General features: G+C 47.5%; 14 protein-coding genes. 6 read left to right on the forward strand and 8 right to left on the reverse strand.

Features of this window, described 5'->3' with window-relative positions; all coding sequences use genetic code 11:
• The first annotated feature begins 12 nt into the window (after nucleotides 1–12).
• Together ACU37H_RS10020 and ACU37H_RS10025 are read left to right on the forward strand one after the other, a co-directional pair.
• Nucleotides 13–1,509 carry a POTRA domain-containing protein gene (locus tag ACU37H_RS10020; RefSeq protein ID WP_494407534.1) on the forward strand — a complete coding sequence of 499 codons (1,497 nt, stop codon included), beginning with the start codon at nucleotides 13–15 and terminating at the stop codon, nucleotides 1,507–1,509.
• 152 nt (nucleotides 1,510–1,661) lie between these two features.
• Entirely contained in the window at nucleotides 1,662–2,543 is an 882-nt protein-coding gene (locus ACU37H_RS10025) for an NAD kinase (RefSeq protein WP_472701658.1), read from the forward strand.
• Between the two features lie 40 nt (nucleotides 2,544–2,583).
• Here ACU37H_RS10025 and ACU37H_RS10030 read toward each other — a convergent pair whose 3' ends face one another.
• From ACU37H_RS10030 to ACU37H_RS10045, 4 genes are all read right to left on the reverse strand, one after another.
• Entirely contained in the window at nucleotides 2,584–4,095 is a 1,512-nt protein-coding gene (locus tag ACU37H_RS10030) for a sulfatase family protein (protein ID WP_472701657.1), read from the reverse strand.
• A 463-nt stretch (nucleotides 4,096–4,558) separates the two neighbouring features.
• Nucleotides 4,559–4,984 (reverse strand): hypothetical protein, encoded by a 426-nt coding sequence (locus ACU37H_RS10035; protein WP_472701656.1) that lies wholly within the window; start codon nucleotides 4,982–4,984, stop codon nucleotides 4,559–4,561.
• Between the two features lie 161 nt (nucleotides 4,985–5,145).
• Nucleotides 5,146–5,760 carry a ribonuclease HII gene (gene rnhB, locus ACU37H_RS10040; protein ID WP_472701655.1) on the reverse strand — a complete coding sequence of 205 codons (615 nt, stop codon included), beginning with the start codon at nucleotides 5,758–5,760 and terminating at the stop codon, nucleotides 5,146–5,148.
• Nucleotides 5,761–5,766: 6 nt separating this feature from the next.
• Nucleotides 5,767–6,672, reverse strand: coding sequence for a diacylglycerol/lipid kinase family protein (locus ACU37H_RS10045; RefSeq protein WP_472701654.1), 906 nt, complete (start codon nucleotides 6,670–6,672; stop codon nucleotides 5,767–5,769).
• A gap of 128 nt (nucleotides 6,673–6,800) precedes the next feature.
• On the opposite strand from ACU37H_RS10045, the gene ACU37H_RS10050 reads away from it, so the two are divergent.
• A complete protein-coding gene (locus tag ACU37H_RS10050; protein ID WP_472701653.1) occupies nucleotides 6,801–7,148 on the forward strand; it encodes a phage holin family protein in 348 nt (115 codons plus the stop codon).
• 106 nt (nucleotides 7,149–7,254) lie between these two features.
• Here the strand turns inward: ACU37H_RS10050 and ACU37H_RS10055 are convergent, their stop codons facing one another.
• Nucleotides 7,255–7,704 carry a Fur family transcriptional regulator gene (locus ACU37H_RS10055; RefSeq protein ID WP_472701652.1) on the reverse strand — a complete coding sequence of 150 codons (450 nt, stop codon included), beginning with the start codon at nucleotides 7,702–7,704 and terminating at the stop codon, nucleotides 7,255–7,257.
• Between the two features lie 10 nt (nucleotides 7,705–7,714).
• A complete protein-coding gene (locus tag ACU37H_RS10060; protein WP_472701651.1) occupies nucleotides 7,715–8,332 on the reverse strand; it encodes an SCO family protein in 618 nt (205 codons plus the stop codon).
• A 280-nt stretch (nucleotides 8,333–8,612) separates the two neighbouring features.
• Here ACU37H_RS10060 and ACU37H_RS10065 point away from each other — a divergent pair, with 280 nt between their 5' ends.
• The 3 genes from ACU37H_RS10065 to ACU37H_RS10075 are packed head-to-tail and all read left to right on the forward strand — an operon-like array spanning nucleotide 8,613 to nucleotide 11,151.
• Nucleotides 8,613–8,876, forward strand: coding sequence for a phosphopantetheine-binding protein (locus ACU37H_RS10065; RefSeq protein ID WP_346235931.1), 264 nt, complete (start codon nucleotides 8,613–8,615; stop codon nucleotides 8,874–8,876).
• An 8-nt stretch (nucleotides 8,877–8,884) separates the two neighbouring features.
• A complete protein-coding gene (locus ACU37H_RS10070; RefSeq protein ID WP_472701650.1) occupies nucleotides 8,885–10,078 on the forward strand; it encodes a beta-ketoacyl-[acyl-carrier-protein] synthase family protein in 1,194 nt (397 codons plus the stop codon).
• A 35-nt stretch (nucleotides 10,079–10,113) separates the two neighbouring features.
• A complete protein-coding gene (locus ACU37H_RS10075) occupies nucleotides 10,114–11,151 on the forward strand; it encodes a beta-ketoacyl synthase chain length factor (RefSeq protein WP_472701649.1) in 1,038 nt (345 codons plus the stop codon).
• A 31-nt stretch (nucleotides 11,152–11,182) separates the two neighbouring features.
• Here ACU37H_RS10075 and ACU37H_RS10080 read toward each other — a convergent pair whose 3' ends face one another.
• Nucleotides 11,183–12,757, reverse strand: coding sequence for a hypothetical protein (locus ACU37H_RS10080; RefSeq protein ID WP_472701648.1), 1,575 nt, complete (start codon nucleotides 12,755–12,757; stop codon nucleotides 11,183–11,185).
• Nucleotides 12,758–13,333: 576 nt separating this feature from the next.
• Complete coding sequence (locus ACU37H_RS10085; RefSeq protein ID WP_472701647.1) at nucleotides 13,334–15,868, reverse strand: zinc-dependent metalloprotease; 2,535 nt, start codon at nucleotides 15,866–15,868, stop codon at nucleotides 13,334–13,336.
• Nucleotides 15,869–16,139: the final 271 nt, after the last annotated feature.

Here is a 16,139-nt window from a genome sequence, read left to right on the forward strand (position 1 = left end):
TTGTAGATAAGAATGCCTTGCAAAAAGAAATATCTTTTATGGTTGCTGTTCGTAATCGGCGGCTACGCGTCTGCATTATCGCAAACAGATAGTGCAACACAGGCTGCTATTGACACCTCCAAGACTCCGTCGCCCACCGGACCCAACGATTTCCTGGAAGACAGTATCATACGGCTGTTCCCCGACAGCGTGGTGGTGATCCGCCATATTAATTTCGAAGGCAATAAAAAAACGCGTTCTGTGATCATGATGCGCGAGTTGCCTTTTAAAGAAGGCGACTCGGTAAAAATAAAAGACATACCGGGCTTGCTGGCACGGGGGAAAACACAGCTGCTGAACCTTTCACTCTTCCTCATCAAGGACTTTGATATCGTAGTAACCAGCAACCGGCAACCTTTTATCGATATCACCATCAAAGTGAAAGAACGTTGGTACCTCCTGCCCCTGCCGCACCTGAAGCCGATCGACCGGAATCTGAATGAGTGGTTGTTTGAAAGAGGGGCCAGCACTTCCCGCCTGGATTATGGTGTCAAATTACTGTACGACAATGCTACCGGGAACAACGATAAGTTGCGCTTTTACTTCGTTACAGGATATACCAAGCAATTATTACTGAGCTACAACCGGCCATATATCGACAAAAATCTTAAGTGGGGAATGAACCTGAGCCTTGCTCTGGGAAAAACCCATGAAGTCAATTATGCAACGGACAACGATGGCCGGCAACAGTTTTATTCGGACAAGGACAGTTATCCGCGCAATTTCTTTGATGGAACGGTCGAGCTTTTTTATCGTCCGCAATTCTTTACCCGTCACGTTTTCGGGCTGGGCTACAGTACCTTACGGGTGTCTGATTCGGTGCTGATCAAAAATCCTTATTACCTGAACCAGGGCGCCCTGAGCGTAAGATATCCTGAGATCTATTACAAACTCATCTATCAAAACCTTGATTATATTCCTTATCCAACAGAAGGGTATGCCGGCGAGATCGCCCTGTTCAAACAAGGCTTCAACAGCCAGATGAACGTGTGGCAGCTCGCGGTAAAAGGGCAGGGTAACTGGCACCTTGGACCTAAGACCTTTTATAATATCTCCGCAATCGGATCGATCAAAGTACCTTTTGATCAGCCTTTTTCCAACTCCCAGCTTCTGGGATACAGTGATATGAACCTCCGGGGCTATGAATCGTATGTAGTAGATGGCGTGGCGGGCGGATTGATCAATGCGACCCTGTTTAAACAGCTGGCCAATTTCAGCATCAACCTGCCGATACTGAAAAAATATACTTCCTCGCTGATCCCGCTAAAGATCTACGGAAAAGTATACGGCAACATGGGTTATGCCCACAATCCTCAGCCCTGGGCCAGCTCGCTCAGTAACCGCATGTTGTATGGCGGCGGATTCGGACTCGATATTTTCACAGACTACGACTTTACTTTGAAACTCGAGTTCTCCTTTAACCAGTTAGGCCAAAACGGACTATATTTACACAAGAAGACATTGTATTAAAATACTCGGCTCATGGGCAATGTGATGGAAGAATGATGAAGAATACGCCGGGAATTTGCATGTTTTGAAGAGTTAAAGTTGACAAGTTATACCGGACCATCCCATGTAAACTTGTCAACCTGTAAACTTGTCAACCATTAAGAAAATTACTGATGAAGGTAGCTGTATATAGCAGGGGGATCGATGCGGAGTCGTATGCCGACGTGAAGCGATTTTTTGAGGAATTAAAAAATTATCGTCTCAAATACATCGTGTACGGACCGCTGTTCGATAGCCTGAGACCGCATTTGAATCTTTCAGAATACACCCCCACCTTTAATACCGCAGAAGAGCTGGACCAGGATGTGGAGTTTATCATCGGCCTGGGCGGCGACGGCACTTTGCTGGACACGATCACGCTGATTAAAGACAAGCCCATTTCGATCATGGGTATCAACTTTGGAAGGCTGGGCTTCTTATCCAGTATCGGGCGCGACAATCTTACATTGGCGATCAAGGCGCTGGCGCTAAGGACCTACATCAGTGAAAAGCGATCGCTCGTCCACGTGGACGCGGACATGCCGCTTTTTGGGGATATGCCGTTCGGGTTGAATGAATTTGCGATCCACAAGCGCGATACCGCGTCGATGCTCAAGATACACACCTTTATCAATGGAGAGCTGCTCAATACTTACTGGGCCGACGGCCTCATCGTCTCCACTCCCACCGGGTCGACCGGCTATTCCCTCAGCTGTGGCGGACCGATCGTTTTCCCGGATTCAGAAAACTTCGTAATCACTCCTGTGGCGCCGCATCACCTGAATGTAAGGTCACTGGTCGTAAATGACAACAGCATCATTTCTTTTGAAATAGAAAGCCGGTCCGATGATATTATTTGCGCGCTCGACTCCCGCAAAGAGATCGTTTCTAAAAACGTGTCTCTTGCCGTACGAAAGGAAAAGTTCACCATCAACCTGCTGCGTCTCAGTGAAAATAATTTTCTGCACACGATTCAGACCAAACTCATCTGGGGTCTCGACCGGCGCAATAACTAATCTCAGCCGTTCAACCAACGAGGTCGGAAGATCTCAGTGGTTATAAAGGTTTTTTAAAGATAATCTCCGCTTCCTTATCCTCATACTTCTTTATCAGGCTTAATAAGTCTGATTTCAGCCGCTTTACGACGGCATCCGAAGATTTGTCAGCATAAAGATTATGAAGCTCTTCAGGATCCTTTTCCAGGTCAAACAATTCCCACGAATCTACCATGTCGTAAAACCGGATCAGCTTGTAACGATCGGTTTTAATACCGAAATGCGGAGACACCGAATGCTCTCCTTTCTCATAATAATGATAATACATTTGATCCCGGATGGACGTGCGATCGCCTTTTAGCAGTGACAGAAATGATGAACCGTGCATGTCCGCTTGTTTGGGTGCTTTGGCCAACTCCAACAACGTCGGAGCAATATCAATGTTCATTACATCGCCGCCGATCACAGCGCCCGGCTTGATAACGCCCGGAAAGCGCGCTACCATGGGCGTTCTGAACGAAGGCTCATACATAAACCTTTTGTCAAACCAGCCGTGCTCGCCCATATAAAACCCCTGGTCTGACACGTAGATCACAATCGTGTTATTGGTAAGGTTGTTTTTATCAAGATACGCTAATGTCCTGCCGATGTTGCGGTCCAGCGATGCGGCGGTGGCCATATAGTCTTTCATATAGCGCTGGAACTTCCATTCTGTCAGCGCTTTTCCTGTCAGCTTTTTAGCTTTGAATTCGTCGTTGATCTTTTTATAATAGGCATTCCAGCGACGGCGTTGTTCGGGGTTCATGCGGTTGGTAAATGCCGGTGGCTCTTTAGGGTCATATACTTTGAGGTCATAGGCCAGTCTCATGGTCTTTTCGATCGTCATATCCTGCACGGCCGCTGCCTCGCGCGTACTGTAATCGTCATAAAAAGTGGGTGGCAAAGGAAAGTCGAGGCTATCATAGCGGCCCAGATCTTCCAGCGCAGGCATCCAGGTCCGGTGTGTTGCCTTATGCCCGATAACCAGGCAGAAGGGTTGTTGCTTATTGCGTTTGTCCATCCAGTCTTCAGCCACATCTTCAATAACATTAGTCACGTAGCCTTCGTATCTTTTACGAACGTTGCCGGTCTGTAAAAAATCAGGATTGTAATATTGTCCCTGGCCGGGCAGGATGCTATAGTAATCAAAACCCTGCGGGATATTTTCACCCAGGTGCATTTTCCCGATCCACGCGGTCTGGTATCCCGCCTGTTGCAACACTTTAGCAAAACTATTTTGATCAAAATTGAAGGTCGAGCGATTATCTTTAAAACCGTTGGCATGGCTAAACTTCCCGGTCAGTATACAAGCCCGGCTGGGCCCGCAAATGGAGTTTGCTACGTACGCTTTTTTGAAAATAGCACCTTCCCTGGCTATCCGATCGATAGAAGGCGTCTGCACCATCCGGTTTCCATAAGCACTGATGGCCTGGTAGGCATGATCATCTGAAATGATCAGCACGATATTAGGCTGGGCAGAAAGGATCGTAGTTGTTAGCACTACAGCAAGCAAAGTCAACAAACAATTTCTCATAGCGTAAAAATAAAAAAACACCGGCAATTGGACCAGTGTTCTTTTGTTTATGTGGAACGCACTACCGATGCGGTGGCAACGGTGGATGCGGAGGCAATGGGGGGCGTTTAGGGGCCGGCGGGCGAGGCGGCAATGGTGGCCTTTTCGCCCGGCTCTTGGCATAATACTTTGTATGTTTAGGATGCTTAACGTATTGCTTCTTGGGCAGATGCTTTGAGGGATGAGGGGGCCTGGGCGGTAACGGCGGACGCGGCGGTGCCTGCGAAAAAGCGTCACTGCTGCTCAGTATAAAAAATGCCATAGCGAAAATCAAAACGAATTTTTTCATGCTGTTACTCTTTTGATCTACCTACACACCTTTCAAACGCTGTGCCATTCGCCTCAACGAACTGTTAATTTGATGTCTCGCAGAACCTTTCACGCCTGTTTAAAAAAATTCCCGGCGTGCACCGGGAACAGCGGACTATTCTTTATCTGATTTTTCCTTTTTCTTTTTAAATGGGTTGGGTGGTTTAGGTGGCCCATCATGCGCTCTTTGCTTTTTCGCTGCTGCGCTTTCAGGCTGCACTTCTGCTCCGTCGTTTTCTGCTTTCTTTTTCCTGAACGGATTGGGTGGTGGCGGCGGTTTTGGCGGACCGCTTCTCGCGGCTTTCTCACCATTTTCTGCGGCTTCCTTTTCAGCCACGCGTTTCTCATGTTCTCCTTTCCAGAAGTCTCGCTGGGCGCGGCCAAACCGTCGCATGTCTTCCTTCTTGCGCTCGTTGCGCTCTTCTGCTGTCTCTTTCTTTTTTTCAGGCTTCGCCTTATCTGTTTTTTCGCTGGTTTGTGCGGCCACGCTGCTGACTTGCAGGACAAAACCGGTCGCCAGGAGGAATAGAAGCTTTTTCATGTATATTAAGTATTAGTTTGAGAAGGATTGATTTTTTAGCTCGCGCGATAACAGGGCAACCGACACGCTTTGACTCATTCGGCACAGGCATCTGATCCGGCTCAAAATTACACAAATCGTCCGCATCTGTCACCGGGTACCATCAATTAGTGACGGACAGCTTATTCAAAGAAGCTCAGTTGCGGTGATGTTATTTTGAAGCTTTTGCGATGGTGAATACACAACCCGTGACTTTCAATCGCCGTCCGGTGTTCCAGCGTTCCATATCCTTTGTTAGCATGCCAGTTGTAGTGTGGAAAATCATCATGTAAACGCCGCATGTATGCATCGCGGTACGTCTTGGCGAGGATGCTGGCAGCAGCGATGTGGGCATATTGGCTGTCACCTTTAATAATGCACTGATGCGGCACATCCTGGTAAGGGATAAAATAATTACCGTCAACAGAAATAAACTGTGGTCTGACCTGTAAGCCGTCCAAGGCCAAGTGCATGGCTTTTTGCGAGGCTTTCAGGATATTGATGGTATCGATTTCTTCTACATCGACCATGGCAACGCAATAGGACAAAGCCTTTTGTTGAATATATACCTTTAAGATCTCCCGTATTTCGGGCGACACCTGTTTACTGTCGTTCAACAGCGGATGATGAAACCGGGCAGGCAACACCACCGCGGCGGCAAATACCGGCCCGGCATAACAGCCCCTCCCCGCCTCGTCACAGCCTGCATCGATCACACTGGGTTTATATCGGTTACGTAATTTAATTCCTTCGGTCATGAATAACTACTTTTCGGGTGTAAGCAACTTAAAACAGGTTGGTTCTACAATAATATGCAATTTTTTTTCTGTTTCCACCGGTTCCCCGTCAATGTGCAATGGAGCTTCGTCGTAATTACTGATCGATATCTCATTTGTCTGAAAGTAGATCACACTTTTATTTTCGTCAATATGCTCTTTTTTCTGCAGATCGTTGAGCCCTCCCACCTGGATCATCGTGTTGTATAACAACGTCAGTTTCGACTGATCGGTAACGATTACCACATCCACTTTTCCGTCGTTCAAACGGGCTTTCGGCGCGATGGTAAAGTTATTGCCAAATTGATTACTGTTGGCGATGCTGATAAAATACGCTTCTGTGGTAAACGTTTTCCCCTGCAGTTTTATTTTGAACCGGTAAGATCTGGCCGTAAAAAAATTGCTGAAAACCTTCTTTACGTAGGTGGCCAAACCTCGCTGTCCGGCTTTGGCAAAATCGTGCGCCACCTGCGCGTCGAAACCAATGCCACACAACATACAGGCGAAACGCTGATTGATGCGGAAGCCGTCCACCAGCTGAGCATGATTTTTATAAATGATTTCCAGCGCTTTCTTCGGTGCTTTGGGAATACCCGCCCCGAACGCCAATCCGTTTCCTGAGCCGCAGGGCACGATGCCGAACTGCACCGGCAGGGCGGACAGACTGTCAACAACCTGGCTTACCGTGCCGTCGCCGCCGACGATAACGATGTCGGTGATTTTTTCTGAAACGATCGTCGCTTCGAGGTAAGTATAATTGCCGTCTGCAACGGAGGGGAAAAACTGAAAGGGTATTCCCGACTTTAATGTTTCTGCGGCGATAATATTTTGCACACTATCCTTGGAGCTGGTGCCCGAAACAGGGTTAACGATATAAATAATTTTACGCCGCATATGCAAAAATATCTGTAAGACCGAAATATTAATTAATGTAAGTTAGAAGAGCGAAAAAATCATGATAAGATAATAATGTACTAATTTAGCTAACCATTAGCAGTTTATACTTTTAAATCAAACGCCAAATGAATTTTATTCTCAAAGTCCTGATAACCGGCCTTATCGCTTACCTGCTCCAAAATATTCTCGATGGTGTACATTTTCAGGATATGAAGACGGCGGCCCTTTTTGCATTGGTATTGGCTTTACTGAACGCGATCGTAAAACCCATCCTCGTCATCCTTACTATTCCGGTGACGGTGTTCACGCTGGGATTGTTTTTACTCGTTATTAATGCATTTATGGTTTTGCTGGCAGAAAGTTTTTTCCAGGGCGCGAGAGTAGACGGATTCTGGTGGGCATTGGCGTTCAGCATTTTATTATCGATCGGCTCGTCTATCCTGTATTCGCTGGTAGGCGGCAAGAAGGAATAACATTTTTTTAGGGTCGGAAACGGACAGTTTTTTTGGAGGTTTTCAAAAAAGCTTCTAATTTTGATCCCTAATCAAAACATTAATCAAAAGTCCTGTTGTTTCTACATCAGGGCTTTTTTTTGCGCCCTTCACGGCAGCTTTTGCAGATGCCTTTCGCTACCACTTCCAACTCGGCAAACTGGTATCCTTCGGGGAGCTGAATTTGCGGAGCGGCGACATTATCCAGGCAAAAAGTATTGTTGCATTTGTTGCATACAAAATGCACATGATGATCATGGTGATGACCTTCGGTACATTCCCCTTTACACAAGGCGTATTTAATAGAATTGTCTGAAGATGGGATGGTATGGATCAGACCTTTTTCTACAAACGCCTGCAGGGTGCGGTAGATCGTGACACGGTCGAGTTGATCCCCTGCATTTTTTTCAATGTCTGCATGAGCCAGTGCGCCGCCGCTTTTCAGAAACAGCTGCAGTATCCGCTGACGTCCTGCGGTGACGCTTAGATTGTTCTCCTTTAATATTGAAGCAATATTTTTCATCTGATGTACGTCCATGTGTTAATCTTTAGGTGGCGGGGGTCTTCAGTTCTTTTTCAATATCCTCGATCAGCCGGTTGATTTCCTTTTGCTTCAATCCGTCACAGATCTTGATCACTTCTCCCTTCCTGTTTACCAGCGCCCAATACTGCGTATGCAAAAAATCATCCTCCGGGTTGGTCAGATTGTTGGCCGGGTCGTCAATGGAATAGCTGAGCCGCGCCATGTTGTACAGGCTGTCTTTACGGCCTGTCAGAAATACCCATTGGTTGGTGTTCACCTGCATCGAATCAGCATACTGTTTCAACCGCGCCGCAGTATCAGTTTTGGGGTCGCAGGTGTAAGACAGGATGCGAAAGCCGGATTCGTCCTTAAACTTTGCGTAGACCTGTTTCATATTGTCATTCATCATCGGGCAGATGCCGGGGCAGGTCGTAAAAAAGAATTCCGCTACGTACACTTTTCCTTCCACGTCCTGGTTGGAAAACTTTTCACCATCCTGGTTCGTAAATTCAAAGGGAGCGACTTTGCTGATAGGCTCCAGCTTCCGGTCGTTATAACCCGGTATGAACCAGGAAATTATCCCGTAAAAAATGAGTGACAGTACACCGAAGAAGATGAGATAGTAAATGGTCTTTTTGCGCACGTTCGTGTTATTTTAAAAAAAACAAAATTACTCGATAGTTGTTTACCACCGGCCAACAAAGTTACTTTTAGACCGAATCGGTCTGCTTCGCCGGAGGCCCTGTTACAATGGCTTACATTTTGCATGTCCATCACGGGCCATAGCGGCTGTTGGCCAGCCGCTATTCATCCGCATTCGCAACGATCTCTCCAATCATCAGTATTCGAAAAGGAACGAGAATAAATGGACAGATTTGTAGTGAAGTTGTTATTTTTGAATCTTAAGCTTTTAAACAAGTAACATGGAAAAAGAAGCGCTGAAGCAGCAGGTCAAGGAGCAAATTGTAAAATTTTTAAACCTCAATACCGTTAACCCGGCCGACATCAAAGACGACGAACCGTTGTTCGGAGAAGGTCTTGGGTTGGACTCGATTGATTCTATCGAACTGATCGTAATGCTGTCAAGAGAATACGGCATTAACATCCAGGATCCGAAAGAAGGACGGAAAATTCTGACAAGTGTGAACACAATGGTTGACTACATTGAGGAGCATCGCACTAAATAAATCCGCTTGTGAATCGAATTGTAGTAACGGGCATAGGTATCATTACATCCATTGGAAAAACAGCTGATGAAAATCGTGATGCCCTTATACAAAACAAAAGCGGTATCGGCAAAGCTGAGTTTTTCAACAGCAAGTATTGCGCAAAGCTTCCCTTCGGAGAAATTAAAATGGCTACCGAAGATCTGGCACAAGACCTGCAGATAACCGACCCCGGAACTACCAGGACCGATCTCCTCGCATTGTATGCCGCCCGACAAGCCATTCTCGACGCCCAACTCTCCGACCAGGATCTGTATGACACCGGCACCGCATTGATCGGCGCCTCTACAGTGGGCGGTATGTGTCTCACCGACGAAATGTACGCTGACGCAAACGCTACCCATCATAACGGATCCACCTACCTGGCATCTTATTCCAACAGCGCTCATACCACTTTTCTCCAAAAAAAAATTCAGACAGGAGGCATTATCAATACGTTTAACACTGCCTGTTCGTCTTCAGCCAATGCCATCATGTATGGCGCCAGGCTGCTGAAAAATGGCCTCGCCAAGAGGGCTATCGTGGGCGGTGTTGACAGTTTGTCGAAGTACACGGTTAACGGATTCAACTCGCTCATGATCTTATCCGACGAGCCCTGCCGCCCTTTTGACGCACAACGAAAAGGCCTCAACCTGGGCGAGGGCGCAGCTTTTCTCATATTGGAAAAGGAATCTGATGCCCGCGGTAAAAAGATATATGCTGAAATAGCCGGGTATGGCAACAGCAATGATGCTTTTCATCCTTCTTCCACATCACCGGAAGGAGACGGTCCCTACCTAAGCATGAGCCGGGCACTTGAAAGCGCCCGGCTGGCACCTGCCGACATTGATTTCATTAATGCACATGGCACCGCTACGGAAAATAATGACGAAACGGAAAGCGTGGCCATGCTGCGGCTGTTTGATCAGCCCCCTGCTTTTGCCAGCACCAAATCGTACACCGGGCATACATTAGGCGCAGCCGGTTCGATCGAAGCCGTGTTTAGCATACTTGGATTGTTCCACCAGGAACTTTACCCCTCTCTGCATTTCAGCGAAGTCATCGCCAGTACCCGGCTGAAGCCGGTGACCGGATATGAACAGCGGCCGCTTCGTCATGTAATGTCCAACTCTTTTGGATTTGGAGGTAATTGCACTTCGCTGATCTTCTCCCAACTTCAATAAGAGCAGCTCCTTTCCGGATCTATAAAAACAGATTTATGTACATCCATCAATATACCTGCATTGCTCCCCAACCCACAGACGGCGGTCTGCAGGCCGAGCCACTGACGCCCTCAGTAGAAGGTAAATTGCATGCGATCGAGCCGGTGTTGGAGGGCGTGCCGCCGGGGATGGTACGCCGCATGAGCAAGGCCGTAAGACTGGGTATTGGCGCGGGTTTGCCGCTGTTGAAAACGCATGAAGTGGAAGGGATCGTCATCGGGACGGCCAACGGAGGGATGGAAGATTGCATAAAATTTTTGAACCAGATCATCGATTATGATGAGGGACTGCTAACCCCCGCCCATTTTGTGCAAAGCACACCGAATGCTATTGCGGGACAATTGAGCCTGATCACCCGGAACAGGACTTACAATGCGACACATGTTCACAACGGACTCGCCTTTGAAAATGCGCTGCTGGACGCACGCATGCTGGTTCGTGAGCATCCGGGATTATCCTACCTGGTGGGCGGTATAGACGAGATCTCTGCCTATAATTACAATATCGACCTGCTGACGGGCTGGTATGATCAAAATAAATCGAACACCACTTTATACAGCGACCAAACGGAAGCAACGATTGCCGGTGAGGGCGCGGCGCTCTTTATGGTGAACGACATCCGCGACGGGGCAATAGCGAAACTGAAAGCTATCGAAATATTTGAAAGCCCTGATAATGACGTGGTAGAAAAAAGATTTAGCGCCTTTCTCGAGCGGAACAGCGCGGACATCAGCCACACGCTGTTAATCAGCGGCGAAAACGGTGACCAGCGATCCTTGCGCGCTTACGCCACCTGCGAGTATGCGATCGGATCTTCGATCCCGGTCGTGCGTTATAAACACCTGACGGGCGACTACCCCACGGCGTCTGCCTTTGCTGTCTGGCTGGCCTGCGAAGCCATCCGCACGCAATTCCTACCGGATCATTTGTATAAAAATGAGCACAACGTGAACCAGATCGACCGGATCATTTTATACAATCAATACCAGGGGAATCAACATAGTTTTATGTTAGTCAGTAAAGCGGACCTCTAACAGTGACTTACCCTCAGGGCATCCAACGCCCTTACAAATCGGCGGGGCCTCCCTCGCGCAGCCTGCGTTTGCTTTTCAGGTACTTGTTATAAACGATCTCCTGCATCGGGCGGCCGGCTACTTTGCTTTCCAGCCACGAGATAATGTCGAGATAAGCCAGTGAGCGGGTTTCGAAGCGGTTGCCTTCCAGGTGTTTCACCTTTTCCAGGAAGTGTTCAAACTCGGGCTTCAGCTGTCGGTTGGTAAACTTGAAAGAATTTCTGAGGAAGCGGAACATTTCCTGTTCTATGACCGTCAGGTTTTTCATGCGGGACATGTACCGGAAAACAGATCTTGTCAGCGAATCCATCAGCTCCAGGTTGCCCAATTCGTAATGAGCCAGCAGGTGCATCAATCTTGAATAGCATTGAAGATCGGTGCGCAACTCGGAAGAATCGTGGATGATCTTTTGCAGGTAATCGATACAGGTGCTGTAATCACCGGCGAGGTAATACAGCAATGCGATCTTATAAGTGATCACCATGACGCGGTGCTTATCGAGAAAGAGGTCATATTCTGCCATCTTCTTTTCGATCTCCGGCAACTCTTTTAAACCTTCGTTGCAAAGGCCGGTGATATTGTAAAAGTTGATCTTCGCCCCGGCGATATAGACAAAGGATTGAACGGTGAAGTTCTCATTATCCTGCACCCGTTTGGTTTGAGAAAAGGCCTCAAACTCTTTTAATATCCGGCGCAGTTCCGAATAATTGCGCAGATCGAAATGAGCGTTCAACAGGCTGTGGTACCCTTTGATCAGGTGACCGGTTTCCACACGCATCATATTGGGCTTTTCCTTGAACAGGTCGACCCATTTTTGTGCATAGCGATAGTACATCAGGAAATCCTGCCGGATAAATGCGTACCAGGTGTAGGACTGATAATAATACAGGCGCTCATAAAAGCCTTCCTGTTGCGCAGAGCCGGACGGTAATGACTGACGGAAAAATTTCTTCACCTTGTCCTCCTCGTCTTCATTGCGCGCATGTCCATTGGCTATAAAAAACCCATACATCTGAAGCGAAAGATTGGAGAGCCGGGTGATCATGTCCAACTTGCGATTGGCTTCATTGGCCTCTTCCGACAATTCGTCGATGCGGTTTTTAAAAGTATCAGTAACGTTCAATGCCTCTATCCGCTTCTCCAGGGACAATAACAGCGGCATAAAAAAGAATTTCTGGTTGAGCTTGGCCACCTCCTTTGCCTTATCAATCGCCCGGAGGCTTTGAAAGAACAATCCCTTTTTGTAGAGGATATGCGCAGAGTCGAACAACTCGTTCAGCTGCAGGTCAAGGCTGTCATTGCTTTTCAGCAAACGCAGGCTGGCCAACAACTCTTTGTAGAGATGCGATTTCAGGTTAGAAAGCTGGGGCTTGGTCACTCCCTTCATTTTTTTGAGAAGCACCTTTTCATCATAACTGTCCATCTTGTCGAGCACATCAAAAAGCTTGATGATCTTCAGGTCTTCGTTGCCAGAGCTACGGGTGATGTACAGTTTGAAATGCCTTTTCTCCGCTTTTTCCAGTGAAAGAATAAGTTGGAACAATATGTCGCTCGGTTTTTTCGGCATTCAAACAAAAATAAATCTAATAATAAAAAAAACAAGAAATAATCTAAAAGATAACGTTACTATGGCCATAACGCGCCACTTTACTATTTTCTGTGCTCCATTTTGTTGCATATATTTTCTTTAATATATATACCGATCGTGATTATTTGACGATGTGTTTGATCTTTGAAGGAGTCAGCAAAGCAACTCAAGCGGTGGCTTGGGAGTGTGTTGAAGCGCTTCAGCGAGTCGGGAAACGCCCGAGAAACTGGGTCCTTTAGGTTTGGCATGTATTTGGTATGGTATTGCCTGAAGCAGATGATACATGCCTGTTAGGGGTATTGCTTCAGATGCGTGACAGATAATGAGGAGCTGGGAACCTGAATTTGATTTATTAAGATTTTCATATGGCAAGCAATCGTTAGAGGTCAATCCGTTTCTACGGAAGGGCCTTTTTTTTATGCCGGAGCCGCAGTTGTCCGCGTAATCCTATGCAAATTGCGTTCATACCATCTGTTATCGCGCTTTAAAAATATCGCACAAAAAAAATTGCACCAACCTGGCGGTTGATGCAATTGAAAATGTTGCTGAAAATTTTTATTTAGGATCCAACGCCTCTTTTATCCTGTCCTGCAAGTCCAACAGGTGATTTTTAGAAGCGCTATCGCGATAGCTGCCTGACGCAGCGCGGAGTTCAGCAGATAAAGTTCTGAGCTGTCCTTTCACTGCCGACATGATATCGCTGTTGGTAAGATTGATTTCAAGACCTCTCGACAGCGAAGCTGCATCCTGCCTGGAAGGATTAGCCAAGGTAATCAGCTTTTCCACCAGCGCTTTCTGCAGTTGCCTGCGATACACATCAATTGTTTTTCTTCCGGAAAGCTCTGAGAATACGGCTTTTCTTACAGAAGTCAGCATTTCAACGGGTGAATAAGCTTTCGACCCGGCTTCTGCTTCAAAACGAATGAGTTTGCTCAGTGTCGAAGCGCTGATCAACTCGTTCAAGGCGCGGTCCTGCAGTTTAGCTACGACAGACAACGGCTCCTGCCCGGTCAGGCCGGAATAATCGTTTTGTATGATCCAGGTAGGTGTGGTGAATACCTGGTCTTTCAGCCAGGCCATCGCATCCACCTGGGTCTGGCGGGAAGTAAATTCATATACAGGCCCGCTTTGCTCCACACGTTTAGGCGTTCTTTCAATACCACCGATGTTGCGCGCTACATGCCCGATATATCTTCCAAATTGTCCTACCACCTCGCTGTAAATGGTTTCCAGGTTGCTGAAATCCCTATTAGCCTGGCGGGTGTATTGAGGAAGGTTCACTACGATGCGCTTCAGATTTTTGACACCGTACGTGCTGGCCTTCATGGAATTGTCGGAAAGGTCTTCGGTTTGACTTCTCGGATCGTCCCTGTTGCCCTCGCCATCACCCCACCACAGACGCGGGTTTTTAAGACGGTCGATCGTGATCTTGTTTAACATTGGCACTTCAGCATCTGCAGAGGTAACCTCAGGATACCAGCGATACCCCCACTCAATCGCCCAGGTATCATAATCCCCGATACGTGGGAACAAGCCTTTTTCAGAAATATTATCTTCAGGCTGCGCCACATAATTGAAACGCGCATAGTCCATGATAGAAGGCGTGTGACCATTGGCTTCCACCCAGGCTTTATCTCTTAACTTTTCGGTAGGCACAGTTGATGAAGAACCGAAGTTGTGTCTCAGTCCCAAGGTATGTCCTACTTCATGGCTGCTCACAAAGCGGATCAGCTGGCCCATGAGCTCGTCGTCAAACTCCATTTTGCGGGCTTTCGGATCTACTGCTGCTGTCTGGATCATATACCAGTTACGCACCAGGCTCATAACATTGTGGTACCAGTTGATATGGCTTTCCATGATCTCTCCGCTGCGCGGATCGTGAACGTTCGGGCCACTTGCATTCGGAATATCAGAAGGCTTGTAGATTATCGCACTGTGGCGGGCATCTTCGAGGCTGAAGGTGCTGTCTTCTTCAGGCGTTGGTGCCAGCTTGCCGACAATGGCATTTTTAAAGCCCGCCTTTTCAAAGGCTACCTGCCAGTCGTTTACGCCCTGGATCAGATAAGGAACCCATTTTTTGGGCGTGGTAGGATCGATATAATACACGATCTGTTTCTTTGGTTCTACCAGTTCTCCTCTTTTATATTTTTCAACGTCTTCAGGTTTGGGTTCCAGCCTGTAGCGTGCAATGTACCGGTAGCGATCGATCCCCTGGGGGTTAACATCAAAGTCGGTGATGTTTTGTGTGGTGAAATAACCCACACGATCATCAAAGAACCTGGGTTGCATGGGCACTTTAGGAAGCAGTACCAGCGAAGTATTCAGCTCGAAGGTCAACGGCGTGCTTACTGCATAGGGATTGGGTGGTGTGCCCGGTTGGTTTACCGGTGTGTAGATGTAGGTCTTAACCGTTTTGATCTCCAGGTTGCCGGGATAGGTTTTTACCTGTTGCGTGTAGGAACGGTCGCTTTGTATCGCGCCGATACCCAACGCTTTTTTCACCACCGGGGAGAAAAAGAAATATTCATTGTCACCGTTGATATAATCTGTCACCTCGATCACCGCTCCTTTTTCGGGCGACCAGGCTTTCACTTCAAACGACGCGCCGATGGGCTGTATGTTGCTGTTCATCACATTGCGATACATCCCTTCTGTACTGTCTCTTCCCACTTCCTGGAACGACATGCGTTTCAGGTATACGCGGTTATTGGGGCCTTTTTCAAATCGAATGGTGTTAGAGTTGATCTGGTCACCGGCATAGCTGGCTCCGGTTCTGAAACCTGCAGCAGCCTTAGAAAGACGCGCCACCACCAGTATATCGCGCTCAAACAGCTCGTTGGGGATTTCAAAGTAATACTTGTTATCGAGCTTGTGCACGGCAAACATGCCTTTGCTGGTTTCGGCCTTGTCTGTAATAATTTCTTTGTAGGGTTTAGGCTGGCCGGGAGGACCTACTGTAGCCTTTTTAGTCGTGTCAGACCTGGACGTGGTCTGAGCTGCCTGGCTTTTCCTGTTCTTTTTAAGGGAGGCACAGCCGCTAATCTGCACACCCATTAAGACCAGGAAACTAATAGTCAAAATTCTTTGCATAAGTGAATTTGGTAAAAAATGATGAATAGAAAAGGCGAATGTAACGATCCGATGCCGTATTATAAATATTTTTGGATGAGCGGCAGGGAGGAAGTCCGGGGTCGGAAGTCAGAAGTCCGAGATTGGAAGACGCAGACCCGGAGTCGGGGGTCGGGAAGTCAGCGGATGGGGATTGACAGCTCGCGTTGACCAAAATTTGAAGCTGCTACTCCCGCGATCCCGTTTCTCTCCTCTCTTCCCGACCTTCGGACCCCTGACTTCTGTCTTCTGA

The sequence above is a fragment of the Niabella sp. ZPM-14 genome (assembly GCF_055693045.2).

Coding starts and splice junctions, on each gene's coding strand:
- ACU37H_RS10020 (WP_494407534.1), top strand. CDS start 13: ATGCCTTGCAAAAAGAAATATCTTTTATGGTTGCTGTTCGTAATCGGC.
- ACU37H_RS10025 (WP_472701658.1), top strand. CDS start 1,662: ATGAAGGTAGCTGTATATAGCAGGGGGATCGATGCGGAGTCGTATGCC.
- ACU37H_RS10030 (WP_472701657.1), bottom strand. CDS start 4,095: ATGAGAAATTGTTTGTTGACTTTGCTTGCTGTAGTGCTAACAACTACG.
- ACU37H_RS10035 (WP_472701656.1), bottom strand. CDS start 4,984: ATGAAAAAGCTTCTATTCCTCCTGGCGACCGGTTTTGTCCTGCAAGTC.
- rnhB (WP_472701655.1), bottom strand. CDS start 5,760: ATGACCGAAGGAATTAAATTACGTAACCGATATAAACCCAGTGTGATC.
- ACU37H_RS10045 (WP_472701654.1), bottom strand. CDS start 6,672: ATGCGGCGTAAAATTATTTATATCGTTAACCCTGTTTCGGGCACCAGC.
- ACU37H_RS10050 (WP_472701653.1), top strand. CDS start 6,801: ATGAATTTTATTCTCAAAGTCCTGATAACCGGCCTTATCGCTTACCTG.
- ACU37H_RS10055 (WP_472701652.1), bottom strand. CDS start 7,704: ATGGACGTACATCAGATGAAAAATATTGCTTCAATATTAAAGGAGAAC.
- ACU37H_RS10065 (WP_346235931.1), top strand. CDS start 8,613: ATGGAAAAAGAAGCGCTGAAGCAGCAGGTCAAGGAGCAAATTGTAAAA.
- ACU37H_RS10075 (WP_472701649.1), top strand. CDS start 10,114: ATGTACATCCATCAATATACCTGCATTGCTCCCCAACCCACAGACGGC.
- ACU37H_RS10080 (WP_472701648.1), bottom strand. CDS start 12,757: ATGCCGAAAAAACCGAGCGACATATTGTTCCAACTTATTCTTTCACTG.
- ACU37H_RS10085 (WP_472701647.1), bottom strand. CDS start 15,868: ATGCAAAGAATTTTGACTATTAGTTTCCTGGTCTTAATGGGTGTGCAG.